We start from the raw sequence: 16686 nt of genomic DNA, 5'->3' as shown, positions 1-16686 counted from the left end.
GAGGTATTCCCATGACACCGACAATGAGCCGTCCCGTCATGGCAACGCTGTTCGGCGTGATCGCGGCTTTCGTCGTGCTGATGCCGCTGATCTGGCTGATCAATACCCGGGACTGGGGCATCTTCCTGATGCTGTTGGCGCCCTTCGTGATCTACGGTCTGATCCACGCCGGCCGCCGACTGGCGGAGTGGGCCGACCCGCCGCCGCCACCGCCCGACGATGAGTGAATCGTCGCTCCTCACAGTGTCGTTCATGACAGCATGAGTCCGACGCCGGCCCCCAGGGGCCGGCGTCGTTGTGTTGGTGCCTCAGCCGCCCAGCTGTGCCAACAGATAGCCGGAGGACACCAGCAGCAGCGTGAACAGCGCCAGGCCATCAGCAAGGAGCAGAACGAAGTCGCCTACATAGCCTGTGGTTGCCCCTGAGTTCCGCCTGACGGAGTTATCAGGGTTATGAGGTCTTGCGCAACTGCTAACCATAGGGTTACTATAACCCCAAAGGCGCGGCAAGGAGCCGGGGTGTGAAAAGCGCAGACCTGATCAAGGAGCTGGAAGCGGATGGCTGGGCGTTGGACCGGATCAAGGGAAGCCACCATCACTTTCGGCATCCACACAGGCCCGGCACCATTACCGTGCCTCATCCGAAGAAAGACCTGAAAAAGGGCTTGATACAGGGAATCAGAAAACAAGCCGGTCTCAAATGAGGTCGGTAGCACCTGGCCACCACACAGGAGCGACACCCCATGCACTACCCCATTGCGATCGAGGTTGGCGACGAGCAGCACGCTTATGGTGTGGTCGTGCCCGATCTGCCGGGCTGTTTCTCCGCTGGCGACACCTTCGATGAGGCAATCGCCAATGCACGAGAGGCCATTGAGGGGCACCTCGAAAGCCTGTCAGAGCATGGCGATTCGATTCCCACCGCCACCGCTATCCAGCAGCATCTGGACAACCCTGACTTCGCTGGTTGGATCTGGGCGGCGGTCGAGATCGACATGACCCCTTATCTGGGCAAGAGCCACAAGATCAACGTCACCCTGCCCGACCTGTTGATCAAGCGCATCGACAGCACCGTGGCGAAGCACAGCGACTACAAGAGTCGTTCCGGTTTCCTGGCCCGGGCTGCGCTGCATGAGCTTGAGCGCCACGCCTAATGCACTAACTCTCCGGTCTGACTAGTCACTGACTACCCAGCCTCAGCCGCCCAACTGTGCCAATAGATAGCCGGAGGACACCAGCATCAGCGTGAACAGCACCAGGCCGATAAAGGCGCCCCGCCAGGCGGCACTGGCGTCGCGCAGGCCGAGATAGGTCATCAGCACCTGGTGCGCCTTGAAGGCGGTGCTGAGCAGCAGCAGGCCCGCCGACCATAGCGGCAGCGCCTGCAGGCGGGCGTCGCCGCCGAGCTGGGCCGAGAGCATGGTGACCAGCGTCAGGCCCATGAGCACGGCCCAGGTGATCAGCAGCCGGCGGGTGGGGGAAGGCAGGGTGGCGAGCGGCGTCCGCATGATCACCTCAGCAGGTAGATGATGGGATAGAGCAGGATCCAGATCAGATCGACCATGTGCCAGAAGGCGGCCGCGGTCTCCACGTTGTCGTGGGAGATACGCCAGGCCACCAGGGCGATCAGCCCCAGGCCGAACAGCACATGGGCGAAGTGGAAGCCGGTCAGCAGGTAGTAGAAGGTGAAGAAGGTATTGGTCTCGGGCATCAGGCCCTGGCCGAGCTTGTCGGCGTACTCCATCACCTTGACCACGCAGAACACCACCCCCAGGGCGAAGGCCCCGGCCAGCCACTGGCGGCAGCGGCGCTTGTCACCCCGGCCAATGGCCTGGACGGCCAGGGCGGCGAATAGCCCGCTGGTCAGCAGTACCAGGGTGTTGATGCCGCCTGCCACCGGGTCGAGCAGCTGCTGGGAGGCGTCGAATACCTCACGTTCGCCGATCCTCAGCCAGGCGAAGAGCCCGAAGAAGGCGGCGAAGACCACCATCTCGCTCAGGATCAGCACCCACATCAGCGGGTTGCCCGGCAGGGCGGAAAGCGGCCCCCAGCCCGGGTTGGGCAGCGGCCGCTGCTGGGTCGTTTCTTGCTGCTGTGCCACTCAGCTCGGGGCGATGGCGTTCGGTCGAACTCGGCGCGCACGGCGGGGGTGGTCAGTTTCCAGCCTGCCCAGGCGAACAGCGCCACCAGAACGGTCGCTGCCATGATCAGCAGGCTGAGCGCACCGACCAGCCCTGCCACCGGATTGCCGGGGTTCACCGCCTCGCTGATGGCGGCGTCCGGCAGGAAGCCGAAGGTCATCGGCGTCAGGGCGGCGGCACCGAACACGCCGACGAAGCCGGCCGCCATCAGGCCGACGAAGGCGGGGCGGGCCCAGGGGCGGCGTAGCAGCAGAGCCACGGCCAGCGCGAGGGTGGCCAGGGAGCCGATCATCATCAGCACGGCCAGCCCACCGCTGCGCTCCACCAGCCAGGCCACGCCGCCGGTCAACCCGCCGCTGCCGGCCTCGACGCCAGAGAAGCCACGATGGCATCACCGGGCAGCAGGGGCAGGGTCATCAGGGCCAGTATCAGCAGCGAGAAGGCGATGAAGCCCAGGGCAATACCGGTAACGGCGAGGGAACGCGGGGGTGCCGAGCGAGAATGATACGTGGCCGTGTGCATTTGCAGCTCCATGACGAATCAATCGTCCAATGAGACGGTGGCGCCGCCGAACAGCAGGCTGCGGGGCGCATCGATGGCGCGGTTGTTCATCAGCCGATTGATGCCGACCCCGCAACGGCCCATGGTCCAGCCCAGGCAGGCGGTAAAGAAACCGTAGCCCAGGGTCCAGGAGACCCAGGAGGGGGCGCCGATCAGCCCGAGCAGGTTCCAGGCCGCCAGCGCCGCGGCACCGCCCAGGGCGCCCAGCCAGAAGGTTCGGGTCTGGAACAGCAGGTGGCTATTGATCCAGTCGGCGTTATTGCGTCGGAAAAGATGCGCGATCAGCATACCGATCGGCCCCGTCACCACGGTCATGACGCTGCCAGGTAGAGCACATAGACGGTGGCTGCCACGCCCTTGCCACGGGTATCGGCTGCAGTCTTTGGCTCGTCGGTTGTTCGGGTATCGGGGAACGACGTGGAGGACATCGGCCACCTCCCAGTTTAGTCATGTGTTGAAGAGGTATTCATAATGCCACTATGCCTTCTGGCGTCGGTTTCGTCCTTGTCGTGGATCAAACTCCACCCGCCTTGCTTACGGTATCGAGCGAGTCAATCAGTCTCTGCTGCCCGCTTGCCGATCACCGTGGCCTGATGGTGCTCATCACGGGTGAAGACCGGTGACCGCCGTTCGGTCCACCACATCCAGATGATCGAGACCAGGGTCACGCCGAAGCAGAGCATCCACACCGAGGTGGCCACGCCGGTGGCGTCCACCAGGGCACCGAACATGATCGGCAGCAGGAAGCCACCCAGGCCGCCGGCCAGCCCGACGATCCCGGAAACGAGGCCCAGGTTGCGGTCGTACTCGTCCGACAGGTACTTGAACACCGACGCCTTGCCGATGCCCCAGGCGATCCCCACCACGAACAGGGCGAGAGTGAACAGCCAGAGGGGGATGCCGAAGCTGAACTCCAGTCGCGAGCCGTCGACTTGCTGCACGGCGTATTGGGTATGGGGGTAGGACATGATGAACAGGGCGACCAGGCTGGCCCACATGCAGGACCAGGTCACGGAGTGGGCACCGAAACGGTCGGAGAGCCAGCCGCCGAAGGCCCGGATGACCCCGGACGGCAGCACGAAGATGGTGGCGATCAGGGCGGCGAGCTGTATGCCCATGCCGTACTCGTTCATGTAGTAGCGGGTGAGCCACAGCGAGACACCGACATAGCCGCCGAAGACCACCGAGTAGTACTGGCAGTACTTCCACACCTTGGGGTCGTTGAGCACGGCGACCTGCTCGCGCAGGGTGGGGCGGTTGGCATTGCGGTGGCTCGGGTCCGAGAAGGTGAAGAACCAGAAGATCAGGGCGGTGATCAGCATGATGGCCGCGTACAGGTTGGGTACCGCCTGCCAGCCCAGCACGATGATCACCGTGGGGGCCACGAACTTGGTCACGGCAGCGCCGGCGTTGCCGGCGCCGAAGATACCCATGGCCAGGCCCTGGCGGTCACGTTCGAACCACTTGGCCGTGTAGGTGATACCCACCGAGAACCCGCCGCCGGCCAGGCCGATCACGGCGCCCAGCACCAGCAGCTGCCAGTACTGGGTGGCGAACTGCACCGCCCAGATTGCCGGCACCGTTGCCAGCATCAGCGCCATGAAGACGGGGCGGCCGCCAATGCGGTCGGTCATGGCCCCCAGCGGCAGCCGCACCAGCGAGCCGGTCAGGATGGGAACGGCGGCCAGGATACCGAACTGGGTGTCGCTCAGCCCCAGCTCCTCGGCAATGGGCACGCCGATCTCGCCGAACATGGTCCACACCATGAAGCACATGGTGAAGGCGAAGGTATTGGCGGTCAGTACCGAATACTGCTTGAAGCGCGGCGAAGCCATGGAATCTCCCGGGTGAAGGGGCGGTTGTCCCGCTGCCTGTGTCGGTGAGCAGAAAAGCCAAAAGGCAGTGGCCGCCTTGGCGACCACTGCCCGGTAGCAGGCCAATTCAGCCCTGCTGCGGCTTTGCCTGTGTCTTGGCCAGTTCCTGCTCCTCGATCATGCGGTCCACCGAGGAGACGTAGTACTCCTCGTCGAAGGCGCCCTCCGGCTCCTTGAGCCAGATGAAGCAGACCACCCAACTGATGAAGGCGCCGCCCGCCAGGATGTAGAAGAACTGGGTCGGCGTCACGAAGGTGAAGATGGTCAGGTAGACCACCGCTCCCACGTTACCGTAGGCGCCGGCCATGCCCGAGATCTGGCCGGTGATGCGGCGCTTGATCGAGGGAATGATGCCGAAGGTAGCACCCTCCGAGCCCTGCACGAAGAAGGAGGTGAAGATGGTGACGGCGATGGCGACGATCAGCGGCCAGTTGGAGTTCATCAGCCCCATCAGCATGAAGCCGATGCCGATGCCGAACATGTAGCTGAGCATCACGAAGCGCCGGTTGCCCATGCGATCCGAGACCGCCCCGCCCATGGGGCGGGCCACCAGATTGACGAAGGCGAAGGAGGCGGCGATCAGGCCCGCAGCGGCCGCGGAGAGCCCCCAGGTCTGTTCGAAGAACATCGGCAGCATGGAGATGACCGCCAGCTCGGCGCCGAAGTTGGCGAAGTAGGTGGTGTTAAGCGCCGCCACGCTGTTGAAGTGATACTTGTCATCCTCCGGCACGCCCTTCTTCAGGATCGGCACGTTGACACGAATGATCTGCACGATCTGGTAGATGACAATGGCGACAATGGCGAGGTAGGCGATCAGCGCACCGTTCACGGATAAAAAGCCCATGTCCTGGATACGCCATACCAGGATAGCCAGGCAGCCGACCAGCGGGATGGTCCACAGGATCAACTTGATCATGTCGCCCCAGGTGCTGACCTCCATGGCCATTGCCTTGCGGGTCTTGCGGTGAGAGGTGGCGCTGGGGCCGTCGGTGATGGCGAACCAGTAGAAGACGCCGTAGGCGGCCATCACGATGGCGCTGATGGCGATCGCCCAGCGCCAGCCGTCTTCGCCACCGAGCATGGTCAGTGCGATGGTGGGCAGGGTCATGGCGGCGGCGGCCGAGCCGAAGTTGCCCCAGCCGGCGTAGAAGCCTCGGCGAAGCCGATGTCCTTGGGCTTGAACCACAGCGCGGTCATGTGGATGCCGACCACGAAGCTGGCACCGATGGAGCTGAGCACCAGGCGCGAGATCAGCATCTGGGTCATGGTGTTGCCGAAGGCGAAGGCCAGGGCGGGAATCGCCATGACCACCATCAGTATCGAGAACACCCGGCGCGGGCCGAAACGATCCAGCGCCATGCCGACGATAATGCGGGCCGGGATGGTCAGCGCCACGTTGGTGATGGCAAAGAGTCGGATATGGTCCTGGGTCATCCAGTCGACGCTTTTCAGCATGCTTGACGCCAGCGGCGCCATGTTGAACCAGACGTAGAAGGTGATGAAAAAGGCGATCCAGGTCAGGTGCAGGGCCCGGACCTCGGGCGTACGGAACTTGAATAGGGCGGCGACTTTCATGGTCGTATCATCCTGTTCTCGCGAAAGGAGGGATAATTGGGATCTATACCTCGCCTCATGGGCTGGGCAGTATCAGCAGCGGGCACTCGACGCGGCGGGCCAGGAAGGAGCTGACGCTGCCGAAAGTCATGTAGTCGAGCTCGTCGACGAAGTAGCTCAGCGACTGGGCGATGATGCCGCCGTCGGGTTTGTTGCTGTGACGGGCGATGACCAGCACGTCGGGCTGATGTTTCTGGGTGGCTCGCAGGATCATCTTGCGCGGATCGCCCTCGGCCAGGATCCAGTCCACATCGAACTCCTCCCGGGTGGCGAAATCGGCGCCTTCCTGCAGGGCCGCCTTCAGCTCCTCATACTCCTCCTGGAACAGGTCCTCGTTGGCGTCGGTGGCGTCGCGGGGATTTTCCGCCACGCCGATGAGCACCAGGGTGGGGGCGTTGCAGCGAAACAGGCTCACGGTCTGTGCCAGGGCCAGCTTGGCGTTTCGCGAACCGTCATAGGCGATCATGACTTTCATGACATCCCTCCGGAGAAGGCAAGTTGAGCTAAGTAAGGGGTGTGCCCCGGAACCCGTTCCGGAGCACGGATGACCGCGTCAGGGGTTCTTGACGTAGGCGTTGGGGCGCAGGTAGAACCACCAGTTGATCACCAGGCAGAGGGCATAGAAGATCGCGAAGCCATACATGGCGAGTTCGGGGGTGCCGGCCTGGATCTGCTCGCCCATCACCCGCGGGGCGATGAAGGCGCCGTAGGCGGCGACGGCGGAGGTCCAGCCCAGTACCGGGCCCTTCTGGTGCTGGTCGAAGATCACGCCGATGGTGCGGAAGGTGGAGCCGTTGCCGATGCCGCTGGCGGCAAACAGGATCACGAACAGGATCATGAAGAGTGCGAAGTAGCTGTTCGGGTCGGTGGCGTTGTAGGCCAGCATCATCACGTAGCCGGTGACGGCGGAGGCCACGACCATCACGACGGAGATGACCTGGGTGACGATGGAGCCGCCCACCTTGTCAGAGACCCAGCCACCGATGGGGCGGATCAGGGCGCCGACGAAGGGCCCGATCCAGGCCCAGGTCAGGGCGCTGGGGCCATCGGGGTTGGCGACACGAGTCACGCTGCCGTCGGCGGCCACTTCCATCATGTTGCCGAAGATGACGTTGATGGAGAGCGGCAGCGCCGCGGAGAAGCCGATGAAGGAGCCGAAGGTCAGGATGTAGAGGACCGTCATCGACCAGGTGTGCTTGTTGGAGAAGATGGCGAACTGCTTCTGGATGTTGGGCTTGATCTCCCCGGGGAGCAGGCGCATCAGCACCAGGGTCAGCGCGATGGTCAGCGGCAGGGCGAGCCACATGCCCAGCAGGTTGAGCGCGAACATGCCGACGATGGCGGCGACGGCGCCCACGCCGTAGAGGCCGAGGATCTTGCCGAAGGCCTGCATCGGCGTGCCCGGGTTGGGCGTGATGGGGCGCAGGTTATTCATGCCGAACCAGCTGAGGAAGGCCAGCGGAATCAGGAACACCAGCCAGACGAAGCCGGCATTCTGGATCCAGGTCTCGGTACCCGCCTCGATGCGGCCGATCAGGGTGCCGCTGGAACTTTGCAGTTCCATGGAGCCGCCGGCGATGGCGCCAAAGATGCCCACCGTCATCACCAGCGGGATCAGGACCTGCATGGTGGTGACGCCGAAATTGCCAAGGCCGGCGTTCATGCCCAGCGCATAGCCCTGCTGCTTCTTGGGGAAGAAGGTCGAGATATTGCTCATGGAGGCGGCGAAGTTACCGCCGCCGATGCCCGAGAGTAGCGCCAGGGCCTGGAAGACCCATAGCGGCGTGTCGGGATTCATCAGCGCAACCCCGGTACCGAAGGCGGGGATCATCAACAGTGACGTGGTGAGGAAGACGGTATTGCGTCCGCCGGCGATGCGAATCATGAACGAGGCGGGAATGCGCAGCGTCGCGCCCGAGAGCCCCGCCAGGGCTGTCAGAGTGAAGAGTTCGCTTACCGTGAACGGAAAGCCCAGGTTCTGCATCTGAGTGGTGATCATGCCCCACATCAGCCAGACGGCGAAGCCCATCAGCAGGCTGGGAATGGAGATCCACAGGTTGCGGTTGGCGATCTTCTTGCCGCTGCGTTGCCAGAAGTCGTCGTTCTCGATATCCCAGTGTTCGATATCGCCATTCGTCTTGCCGGACTTCACGACAGGACCCCCGGTATCGGCATCTGTCTTGGCCATGTGATTTCCCCTTGGTGGTTCCGCTGATCCCGGCTTGCGACCTCTGGCCTGACCGGGATCAATTCAGGTTCGTATGGCGCAAAGATACGCCGCGCATGTGGGCGGCGAAACTGCGCGAAAAAGGCGAAAAAACAGTGGAATACCACTTGAGGGGTAGCGGGGGTATCTCTTCAAGTAACTGTTTTTAAATACTTTTCAAATTGACGAGAAAAGAAAAAAGCGCCATTTTGGCGCCTTGAAGTCTTTGGAGGTATCCACACAGAACCGGTGTTATAACCCCTTTATCTTTCGATGCCTTCCTGCACCGCCCACACTGCTGCCTCGACCCGCGAACGCAGGTTGAGCTTCTTCAACAGGTGCTTGACATGGACCTTGACGGTGCCTTCGGTGATATCGAGCTTGCGCGCGATCAGCTTGTTGGAGAGGCCGGCGGCCAGCTCGCGCAGGATCTCGCGCTCGCGCTGGGTCAGGCTGTGGATATCCGGGGTGGCGGGCTGGGAGCGCTGGTTGCGCAACGCCTCGGCGAGGAGAGCGGTGAGGCTTTCGCTCACCACCATGCGGCCCAGGGCCACCTGGCGCAGTTGGCGTACCATCTCATCGGGCTCCATGTCCTTGAGCAGGTAGCCGTCGGCGCCGCCGCGCAGGGCTGCCACCAGGTCCTCCTCGTGGTCGGAGACGGTGAACATCACCACACGCCCGGTGAAACCCTCGTCGCGCAGCCGCTTGAGGGTCTGGATGCCGTCCATCTCCGGCATGTTCAGGTCGAGCAGCACCATGTCCGGGTCCAGCTCGATGGCCAGGCGCACGCCCTCCTGGGGCACGCCGGTATCGCCGATCAGCAGCAGGTCATCCTCCAGTTCCAGCAGCTGTGCCACGCCGCGGCGCAACAGCGGGTGGTCGTCGATGATCAGGATACTGGCGGGGGTCTCGTTGATTGGCTGGCCCATAGCGATTCAGTTTCCGTTCTCTTGAGTGATGGTGGCTGGCTGCCGGGTGATCAGGCGCGCGGTCTGCGGGGTGAAGGTGAGTTCGACCCGAGTTCCCCCCTCGGCGCGATTGGTCAGCGCGAGTTCGCCCCCCAGGGTGTGGGCCCGGTCGCGCATGATAACGAGGCCATAGTGCATGGGCGGCGATTCATCGTTCTCCAGGCCCACGCCGTCGTCCTCGATGCGCAGCACGATGCGGGCCTCCTGGAAGCGCACTGAGACGGCGGCCCAGTGCGCCTGGGCATGCTTGTGGATATTGCTCAAGGCCTCCCTGGCGATCTGCAGGACATGAATCTCCTCGTTGGGATTGAGCAGATGGGGCGGCACGTCGTAGTGCAGCTCCACCATGGCCCCCATGCGATCGGAGAATTCCACCGTCGTCTGGTGCAGGGCCGACTGCAGGCCGGGGCCCTCCAGCTTGAGGCGGAAGGTGGTAAGCAGCTCGCGCAGTTGACGATAGGCGCTGTTGAGGCCGGTACGCAACTCGTCGAATACCGCCGCCTGGGTCTCCCGGGGGGCGTTCTTGCTCTGCATGCGCTCCAGCCGGGCCACCTGCATCTTGAGGTAGGAGAGGGACTGGGCCAGCGAATCGTGCAGCTCACGGGCGATGATGGTGCGTTCGTTCATCAACGAGACCTGCTGCTCCTCCTCGATGCGGCGCTGCAAATAGACCGCCGTGGCCAGCTGGTCGGCCAGGGCATTGAGCAGGCGGCGCACGCTATGGGAAAGGCGCTGGCCCTTGGGGTACCAGATCTCGAGGGTACCCAGCATCTCCTCGCCCACACTCACCGGCAGCAACAGGCACTCCCCCTCTTCGGTATTTGCCAGTCGCATGGGATTCGGGTCGATCAGGCAGGCGTGACAGTCATGGTCGCGGCAGTATTCCGGGCGCCGGGCGGAACGGGTGGCGAGAATCGGAATCTGGCTGTTGTCATGGGGATCGTTGAGCGACAGACGGATGGGGCCGATCTCCAGCAGCTGCTCGACCTGGCGCAGCATGGGGGCGGCGCTGGTGCAGAGATCGTTGCCGCCTCCATAGAGCCAGCGGCTGCCATCGTGGAGCACCTGCATCACCTGGCTGCTGCGCTCCAGCTCCCGGGTCTTGTGGTCAACCCTCGCTTCCAGCTCGGCATAGCTGGAGGCCAGCTGTTCGGCCATGTTGTCGAAGGTGCGGCCCAGCATTGCCAGTTCGTCGCTGCCACTGAGCCGGGTGCGCTGGGAGAAGTTGCGCCGGGCGGCTTCCCGGGCCAGCACCATCAGCTGGCGCAGCGGCGCCACCAGGTTGTGGCGAATGTCGTAGAGGGCAATGATCAGCACCACGGCGGTCAGGCCCAGAAACAGGATCTGCAGTGCGCTGAGCAGGCGAATCTTGCTTCGGTGTTCTGCTCGAGCTGGTTGACCATGGCATCGATATCGCCGACCAGGCCATCGAGGGCGCGATTGAGCGTATCGATGCGCACGTACTGGCTGGCTACGGCCTCACTCACTGCGGGGGCGAGCTCGTTGTGCCAGCGAGAGAGCACCAGCCGATACTGGCGGCGCAGCTCGTGGGCCTCGGAGACGGGAATCGCCCCGGTGAGTTCGTCGCTGGCCAGACGCTCCTCGAAGCGCCGCTTGAGCACATGCACCTCGGCCTGGTTGTCCAGCGAGGAAATGCGCTCGAAGCGCTGCAGGGCGGCGACGATCTGATAGGTATTCATGCGCAGCGAGCCGGCCACGTTGATGGCGGCGGCATCGCCCCGGCTGCCCCCGGCCACGGCCATGGTCACCACGATACTGATCAGGGCCATGGCACTGATCGCCAGCAGTGAGGCCACGATGCGGGCCACCAGGGAGCGTTGCAGCAGTTTCATCGCCAGATGGGGACTCCGGTGTGTTGCGGGGAATGGATAGCCACTATACCCCAGTGGGTAGCCGCTGCACCTTACCCTATTAGGTAGCGTCAGCTCCCTATAAAGGGGTACCTCGCTTGCCCTTTTGACGCTACGGGCCAGGGTGCCGAGAATCCGTTGGACCACTCCCCCGGACTCACCGTTCATGAAGTCTGCCGGAAAAGCCCCCGTGGCGGGCCTGCAGGGCGACTATCGTTCGCTGGTGGTCGTGCTGCTGTCGCCCCTTGCCTTTGCGCTGGTATTCGCCAGCTGGACCATCTTCGCCGTGCTGGGCGTCGAGTTGAAGAGTGCCTTGGGCTTCGGTGAGGTGCAGTTTGCCATGCTGCTGGCCATGCCGATGCTCACCGGCGCGCTGTCGGCCCTGCCCCTGGCCATCCTGGCGAATCGCATCGGTGGCCGGCGGGTCATGATCGGCTGCCTGCTGCTGATCTGCCCTTTCCTCTGGGCCATTGCCCACTCCCGGGAGTACGGCGACTTCCTGCTGGCAGGGGCCGGGCTGGGGCTGGGGGCCGGTTCACTGGCCGCCGGGCTGGTCTACGTTTCCGCCCTCTGCCCGCGCCGCCATGTTGGCCTGGCGCTGGGTCTCTACGGCGCCGGCATGCTGGGGGCGGGGCTTACCTACTTCCTGCTGCCGCTGATCAGCCAGGCCTATGGCTGGCCGATGGCACCGAAACTCTTCCTGCTGCCGATACTGCTGGTGGCAGGGCTGCTGTGGCTGTTCGCCGAGGATGAACCACACCCCGAGGCGCCCGAGCCGGATGTCCTGGACGAGGTCCCGCCTCCGCCTGACGAGAGGTGGCTTGGTGGGTTGCCTGCGCCGGCCGTCTGGCGCCTGGCCCTTTACTACAGCTTCTTCTACGGCGCCTTCGTGGCGCTGGCGCTCTGGCTGCCCGCCTACCTGGCGGCCCAGTACCAGCTGCCGCTGAAGAGTGCGGCACTCTGGGCGCTGCTGTTCACGCTGCCGGGCGGCCTGGGACAGATCCTGGGTGGCGCCCTGGCCGATCGGCGCGACTTCCGTGACCTGCGCTGGTGGGTCAGTGCCTGCGTGATGGTCTGCCTGTTCCTGCTCTCCTACCCCGACTTCACCATGCAGGTCCATGGCGTGCACGGTGACCTGGCCCTGCGCTTTTCCATGCCCCTGTGGGGCTTTGTCAGCCTGATGGCGGTGATGGGGCTGGCCATGGGCATCGGCAAGGGCAGCCTGATGTGCCTGCTGCACCGGGACCATGGCGACGACATGGCTCGCTCGGGCGGGCTGGCGTTGGCCCTGGGCGGGCTCTTCGCCGCCGTCCTGCCGCTGATGTTCGTGCTCGGCAACGAGTGGATCGGCCTACGCACCGCCGGCTTCATGTTCCTCTACGCCGCGCTCGCGGTGTGCATGCTGGTCATGCTCTGGGACTCCACGGCAGGTACCGGAAACCCTTCCTGACGGGGCTTATCCCCTTTCGCACGGGGTGCCTATCACCTTGTGGGTAGTTGGGGTGTATATGGAGGTAACCGGGCAGTAATCCGCTTTTCGATCCTCCAGAATCCCTTCCATGAACCTGCCCCGGCGGTCGTGTGGAACACGGCGCACGACACGGCAGGCGGGGTGGCCCGGGTGCCACGCATCATTTCAAGAAGCCTGGAGATCGACCATGAGTCACTTCTTAGATCGGCTGAATTTCTTCCGCAAGGCGCGCGAGCCCTTCGCCAACGACCATGGCGAGACCCGCGACGAGTCCCGTGGATGGGAAGACAGCTACCGGCAGCGTTGGCAGCATGACAAGGTCGTGCGTTCCACCCATGGCGTGAACTGCACCGGCTCCTGCAGCTGGAAGATCTACGTCAAGAACGGCCTGGTCACCTGGGAGACCCAGCAGACCGACTACCCGCGCACCCGCCCGGACCTGCCCAACCATGAGCCGCGTGGCTGCCCGCGGGGCGCCAGCTACTCCTGGTACATGTACAGCGCCAACCGCCTCAAGTACCCGCTGGTCCGCAAGCCGCTGCTCAAGCTGTGGCGCGAGGCGCTCAAGGAGAAGAAGGACCCGGTCGACGCCTGGGCCGCCATCGTCGAGGATCCGGCCAAGACCAAGCAGTACAAGCGTGCCCGCGGCATGGGTGGCTTCGTGCGCGCCAACTGGGACGAGCTCAACGAGCTGATCGCCGCCTCCAACGTCTACACCGCCAAGCAGTACGGCCCGGACCGCATCATCGGCTTCTCGCCGATCCCTGCCATGTCCATGGTCAGCTACGCCGCGGGCAGCCGCTACCTGTCGCTGATCGGCGGCGTCTGCATGAGCTTCTACGACTGGTACTGCGACCTGCCGCCGGCCAGCCCCCAGACCTGGGGCGAGCAGACCGACGTGCCGGAATCGGCCGACTGGTACAACTCCGGCTACATCATCGCCTGGGGCTCCAACGTGCCCCAGACCCGTACCCCGGATGCCCACTTCTTCACCGAAGTGCGCTACAAGGGCACCAAGACCGTCTCCATCACCCCGGACTACGCCGAGGTCTCCAAGCTCACCGACGAGTGGCTGTCGGTCAAGCAGGGTACCGATGCCGCCCTGGGCATGGCCATGGGCCACGTGATCCTCAAGGAGTTCCACCTCGACAATCCCAGCGCCTACTTCACCGAGTACGTGCGCCGCTACTCCGACATGCCCTTCCTGGTGGAACTGGAAGCGCGTGAGGACGGCAGCTATGCACCGGGCCGACAGCTGCGCGCCAGCGACTTCGAGGCGAGCCTGGGCCAGGGCAACAATCCGGAGTGGAAGACCGTCGCCTGGGACGAGACCCGCGATCAGCTAGTCGTGCCGCGCGGCTCCATCGGTTTCCGCTGGGGCGAGACCGGCGATGAGGTGGGCAAGTGGAACCTGGAGCCCCTGGATGCCGAGGGCGCCGAGATCAAGCCGCTGCTGACCCTGGCAGAGAACCATGACGAAGTGGCCCGAGTCGCCTTCCCCTATTTCGGCGGCATCGAACATGAGCACTTCAACCATGTGAAAGGCCAAGGTGTCGGTGCAGCCGACGACCTGCTGTTCCACAGCCTGCCCGCCAAGCGCATGAAGAAGGCCGACGGCACCGACATGCTGGCCGTCACCGTATTCGACCTGATGTGCGCCAACTACGGCATCGACCGCGGCTTCGGCAAGGAGGGCGAGGACGACGGCGCCACTTCCTACGACCAGGTCCGCCCCTACACGCCGGCCTGGCAGGAGAAAATCACCGGCGTGCCCGCCGAGCAGGTCGCCCGCATCGCCCGCGAGTTCGCCGACAACGCCAACAAGACCCAGGGTCGTTCCATGATCATCGTGGGTGCCGCGATGAACCACTGGTACCACATGGACATGAACTACCGTGGCCTGATCAACATGCTGGTCATGTGCGGCTGTATCGGCCAGAGCGGTGGCGGCTGGGCCCACTATGTCGGCCAGGAGAAGCTGCGTCCGCAGACCGGCTGGACACCGCTGGCCTTCGGCCTCGACTGGCAGCGTCCGCCGCGCCACATGAACTCCACCTCCTTCTTCTACAACCACTCCTCCCAGTGGCGCTACGAGAAGCTCGAGATCAAGGAGATCCTGTCGCCGCTGGCCAAGGCCGAGGACTACCCCGGCAGCCTGATCGACTTCAACGTGCGCTCCGAGCGCATGGGCTGGCTGCCTTCCGCGCCGCAGCTCGGCACCAACCCGCTGCGCCTGGCCAAGGCCGCCGAGGCTGCCGGCATGTCCACCAAGGATTACGCCGTCCAGCAGCTCAAGAGCGGTGATCTGGCGTTTGCTGCGGAGGATCCGGACAACGCCCAGAACTTCCCGCGCAACATGTTCATCTGGCGCTCCAACCTGCTGGGCAGCTCGGGCAAGGGCCACGAGTACATGCTCAAGTACCTGCTGGGTACCCGCCATGGCATCCAGGGCAAGGACCTGGGTGACTTCGGCGGCCAGAAGCCCCAGGAAGTGAAGTGGCACGACGAGGCGCCGGAAGGCAAGCTCGACCTGGTGGTCACGCTGGACTTCCGCATGTCCTCCACCTGCCTCTACTCGGATATCGTGCTGCCCACGGCGACCTGGTACGAGAAGGACGACCTCAACACCTCGGACATGCACCCGTTCATCCACCCGCTGACCGCGGCCACCGACCCGGCGTGGGAATCCCGCAGCGACTGGGACATCTACAAGGGCATCGCCAAGGCCTTCTCCAAGGTCTGCGTGGGGCACCTGGGCGAGGAGACCGACCTGGTCACCCTGCCTCACCAGCACGACTCACCCGCCGAGCTGGCCCAGGTCGAGGTCAAGGACTGGAAGAAGGGCGAGTGCGAGATGATCCCCGGCAAGACCATGCCGGCGCTCATCGAGGTCAAGCGCAACTACCCCGAGACCTACGAGCGCTTCACCTCCGTGGGGCCGCTGCTGGAGAGCATCGGCAACGGCGGCAAGGGTATCGCCTGGAATACCGACACCGAGGTCGAGCTGCTGGGCAAGCTCAATCATCGCAAGCTCGACGGCCCGCACAAGGGGCGTCCGTTGATCGAGACGGCCATTGATGCCGCCGAGATGATCCTGACCCTGGCGCCGGAGACCAACGGCCACGTGGCAGTGAAGGCCTGGGATGCGCTGTCCAAGATCACCGGGCGCGACCACACCCACCTGGCACGGCCCAAGGAGGAGGAGAAGATCCGCTTCCGCGACGTGGTCGCCCAGCCGCGCAAGATCATCTCGAGCCCGACCTGGTCCGGCCTGGAGGACGAGCACGTCTCCTACAACGCCGGCTACACCAACGTCCACGAGATGATTCCGTGGCGCACCGTGAGCGGCCGCCAGCAGTTCTATCAGGACCACCCCTGGATGCGCGCTTTCGGCGAGAGCCTGCTGGTCTACCGTCCGCCGATCAACACCAAGACGATCACCGGGTTCGACCTGCCCGAGGATAACGGCTATCCGACCAAGGCGCTGAACTGGATCACGCCGCACCAGAAGTGGGGTATCCACTCCACCTACAGCGACAACCTGCTGATGCTGACGCTGAACCGCGGTGGCCCGGTGGTGTGGATGTCGGAGAACGATGCCCAGGATATCGGCATCGAGGACAACGACTGGATCGAGCTGTACAACGCCAACGGCGCCATCACTGCTCGCGCCATCGTCAGTCAGCGGGTCAAGGATGGCATGGTCATGATGTACCACGCCCAGGAGCGCAACGTGAACGTGCCGGGCTCCGAGGTCACCAAGACCCGCGGCGGCATGCACAACTCCGTGACCCGGGTCTGCCCCAAGCCGACCCACATGATCGGCGGCTACGCGCAGCTCTCTTACAGCTTCAACTACTACGGAACCGTTGGCTCCAACCGCGATGAATTCGTCCTGATACGCAAGATGAAGAGAATCGACTGGCTCGACGGCGAAGGCAACGACAGCGTTCAGGAGGCCGTGAAATGAAGATTCGTTCC

Annotated in this window: 18 protein-coding genes; 5 read left to right on the top strand and 13 right to left on the bottom strand. The window is 64.1% G+C overall.

What is annotated here, in order from left to right; genetic code table 11:
* Positions 1 to 11 precede the first annotated feature (11 nt).
* From Q427_RS24330 to Q427_RS24320, 3 genes are all read left to right on the top strand, one after another.
* On the top strand, positions 12 to 227 hold the full coding sequence (locus Q427_RS24330; RefSeq protein ID WP_043517899.1) for a hypothetical protein: 216 nt from the start codon (positions 12 to 14) through the stop codon (positions 225 to 227).
* 293 nt (positions 228 to 520) lie between these two features.
* The gene (locus Q427_RS24325; RefSeq protein WP_043517898.1) at positions 521 to 703 is read left to right on the top strand and encodes a type II toxin-antitoxin system HicA family toxin; all 183 of its coding nucleotides are present in this window, start codon (positions 521 to 523) and stop codon (positions 701 to 703) included.
* 39 nt (positions 704 to 742) lie between these two features.
* Complete coding sequence (locus Q427_RS24320) at positions 743 to 1153, top strand: type II toxin-antitoxin system HicB family antitoxin (RefSeq protein ID WP_043517897.1); 411 nt, start codon at positions 743 to 745, stop codon at positions 1151 to 1153.
* A gap of 42 nt (positions 1154 to 1195) precedes the next feature.
* On the opposite strand, the gene Q427_RS24315 is transcribed toward Q427_RS24320, so the two are convergent.
* The 13 genes from Q427_RS24315 to Q427_RS34775 all read right to left on the bottom strand — a co-directional run bounded on the left by Q427_RS24315 (position 1196) and on the right by Q427_RS34775 (position 11216).
* The gene (locus Q427_RS24315) at positions 1196 to 1507 is read right to left on the bottom strand and encodes a cytochrome C oxidase subunit IV family protein (RefSeq protein ID WP_043517895.1); all 312 of its coding nucleotides are present in this window, start codon (positions 1505 to 1507) and stop codon (positions 1196 to 1198) included.
* Between the two features lie 2 nt (positions 1508 to 1509).
* Positions 1510 to 2100, bottom strand: a complete 591-nt coding sequence (locus Q427_RS24310) for a cytochrome c oxidase subunit 3 family protein (protein WP_043517893.1) — start codon at positions 2098 to 2100, stop codon at positions 1510 to 1512.
* On the bottom strand, positions 2013 to 2489 hold the full coding sequence (locus Q427_RS31645) for a hypothetical protein (RefSeq protein WP_043517892.1): 477 nt from the start codon (positions 2487 to 2489) through the stop codon (positions 2013 to 2015). The genes Q427_RS24310 and Q427_RS31645 overlap by 88 nt, the downstream gene beginning before the upstream one ends.
* Entirely contained in the window at positions 2486 to 2662 is a 177-nt protein-coding gene (locus Q427_RS31640; RefSeq protein ID WP_155833681.1) for a hypothetical protein, read from the bottom strand. The genes Q427_RS31645 and Q427_RS31640 overlap by 4 nt, the downstream gene beginning before the upstream one ends.
* Before the next feature lie 18 nt (positions 2663 to 2680).
* Entirely contained in the window at positions 2681 to 3016 is a 336-nt protein-coding gene (locus Q427_RS24300) for a hypothetical protein (protein WP_197030810.1), read from the bottom strand.
* A 236-nt stretch (positions 3017 to 3252) separates the two neighbouring features.
* Entirely contained in the window at positions 3253 to 4536 is a 1284-nt protein-coding gene (locus Q427_RS24295) for an MFS transporter (RefSeq protein WP_043517889.1), read from the bottom strand.
* A gap of 106 nt (positions 4537 to 4642) precedes the next feature.
* Positions 4643 to 5761, bottom strand: a complete 1119-nt coding sequence (locus Q427_RS24290; protein ID WP_231613898.1) for an MFS transporter — start codon at positions 5759 to 5761, stop codon at positions 4643 to 4645.
* The gene (locus Q427_RS34780; protein WP_231613897.1) at positions 5680 to 6150 is read right to left on the bottom strand and encodes an MFS transporter; all 471 of its coding nucleotides are present in this window, start codon (positions 6148 to 6150) and stop codon (positions 5680 to 5682) included. The genes Q427_RS24290 and Q427_RS34780 overlap by 82 nt, the downstream gene beginning before the upstream one ends.
* A gap of 55 nt (positions 6151 to 6205) precedes the next feature.
* A complete protein-coding gene (locus Q427_RS24285; RefSeq protein ID WP_043517887.1) occupies positions 6206 to 6664 on the bottom strand; it encodes a universal stress protein in 459 nt (152 codons plus the stop codon).
* 78 nt (positions 6665 to 6742) lie between these two features.
* Positions 6743 to 8377 (bottom strand): antiporter, encoded by a 1635-nt coding sequence (locus tag Q427_RS24280; protein ID WP_051496662.1) that lies wholly within the window; start codon positions 8375 to 8377, stop codon positions 6743 to 6745.
* A 281-nt stretch (positions 8378 to 8658) separates the two neighbouring features.
* On the bottom strand, positions 8659 to 9324 hold the full coding sequence (gene narL, locus Q427_RS24275) for a two-component system response regulator NarL (RefSeq protein WP_043517884.1): 666 nt from the start codon (positions 9322 to 9324) through the stop codon (positions 8659 to 8661).
* 6 nt (positions 9325 to 9330) lie between these two features.
* The gene (locus Q427_RS24270; protein WP_231613896.1) at positions 9331 to 10683 is read right to left on the bottom strand and encodes a histidine kinase; all 1353 of its coding nucleotides are present in this window, start codon (positions 10681 to 10683) and stop codon (positions 9331 to 9333) included.
* Positions 10684 to 10688: 5 nt separating this feature from the next.
* Positions 10689 to 11216 (bottom strand): type IV pili methyl-accepting chemotaxis transducer N-terminal domain-containing protein, encoded by a 528-nt coding sequence (locus Q427_RS34775; protein ID WP_231613895.1) that lies wholly within the window; start codon positions 11214 to 11216, stop codon positions 10689 to 10691.
* A gap of 184 nt (positions 11217 to 11400) precedes the next feature.
* Here Q427_RS34775 and Q427_RS24265 point away from each other — a divergent pair, with 184 nt between their 5' ends.
* The gene (locus Q427_RS24265) at positions 11401 to 12684 is read left to right on the top strand and encodes an MFS transporter (RefSeq protein WP_081786193.1); all 1284 of its coding nucleotides are present in this window, start codon (positions 11401 to 11403) and stop codon (positions 12682 to 12684) included.
* Positions 12685 to 12892: 208 nt separating this feature from the next.
* On the top strand, positions 12893 to 16675 hold the full coding sequence (locus tag Q427_RS24260; protein WP_043517882.1) for a nitrate reductase subunit alpha: 3783 nt from the start codon (positions 12893 to 12895) through the stop codon (positions 16673 to 16675).
* The last annotated feature ends 11 nt before the right edge of the window (positions 16676 to 16686 follow it).

The sequence above is a fragment of the Halomonas sp. BC04 genome (genome assembly GCF_000568385.1).
Note: the sequence above shows the minus strand (reverse complement) of the source record. Positions and strands in the feature narration are given on the sequence as shown.

Bases quoted from the DNA above. Each gene is read 5' to 3' on its own strand.
- Q427_RS24330 (WP_043517899.1), top strand. From the start codon at position 12: ATGACACCGACAATGAGCCGTCCCGTCATGGCAACGCTGTTCGGCGTG.
- Q427_RS24320 (WP_043517897.1), top strand. From the start codon at position 743: ATGCACTACCCCATTGCGATCGAGGTTGGCGACGAGCAGCACGCTTAT.
- Q427_RS24315 (WP_043517895.1), bottom strand. From the start codon at position 1,507: ATGCGGACGCCGCTCGCCACCCTGCCTTCCCCCACCCGCCGGCTGCTG.
- Q427_RS31640 (WP_155833681.1), bottom strand. From the start codon at position 2,662: ATGCACACGGCCACGTATCATTCTCGCTCGGCACCCCCGCGTTCCCTC.
- Q427_RS24300 (WP_197030810.1), bottom strand. From the start codon at position 3,016: ATGACCGTGGTGACGGGGCCGATCGGTATGCTGATCGCGCATCTTTTC.
- Q427_RS24295 (WP_043517889.1), bottom strand. From the start codon at position 4,536: ATGGCTTCGCCGCGCTTCAAGCAGTATTCGGTACTGACCGCCAATACC.
- Q427_RS34780 (WP_231613897.1), bottom strand. From the start codon at position 6,150: ATGAAAGTCGCCGCCCTATTCAAGTTCCGTACGCCCGAGGTCCGGGCC.
- Q427_RS24285 (WP_043517887.1), bottom strand. From the start codon at position 6,664: ATGAAAGTCATGATCGCCTATGACGGTTCGCGAAACGCCAAGCTGGCC.
- Q427_RS24280 (WP_051496662.1), bottom strand. From the start codon at position 8,377: ATGGCCAAGACAGATGCCGATACCGGGGGTCCTGTCGTGAAGTCCGGC.
- narL (WP_043517884.1), bottom strand. From the start codon at position 9,324: ATGGGCCAGCCAATCAACGAGACCCCCGCCAGTATCCTGATCATCGAC.
- Q427_RS34775 (WP_231613895.1), bottom strand. From the start codon at position 11,216: ATGAAACTGCTGCAACGCTCCCTGGTGGCCCGCATCGTGGCCTCACTG.
- Q427_RS24265 (WP_081786193.1), top strand. From the start codon at position 11,401: ATGAAGTCTGCCGGAAAAGCCCCCGTGGCGGGCCTGCAGGGCGACTAT.
- Q427_RS24260 (WP_043517882.1), top strand. From the start codon at position 12,893: ATGAGTCACTTCTTAGATCGGCTGAATTTCTTCCGCAAGGCGCGCGAG.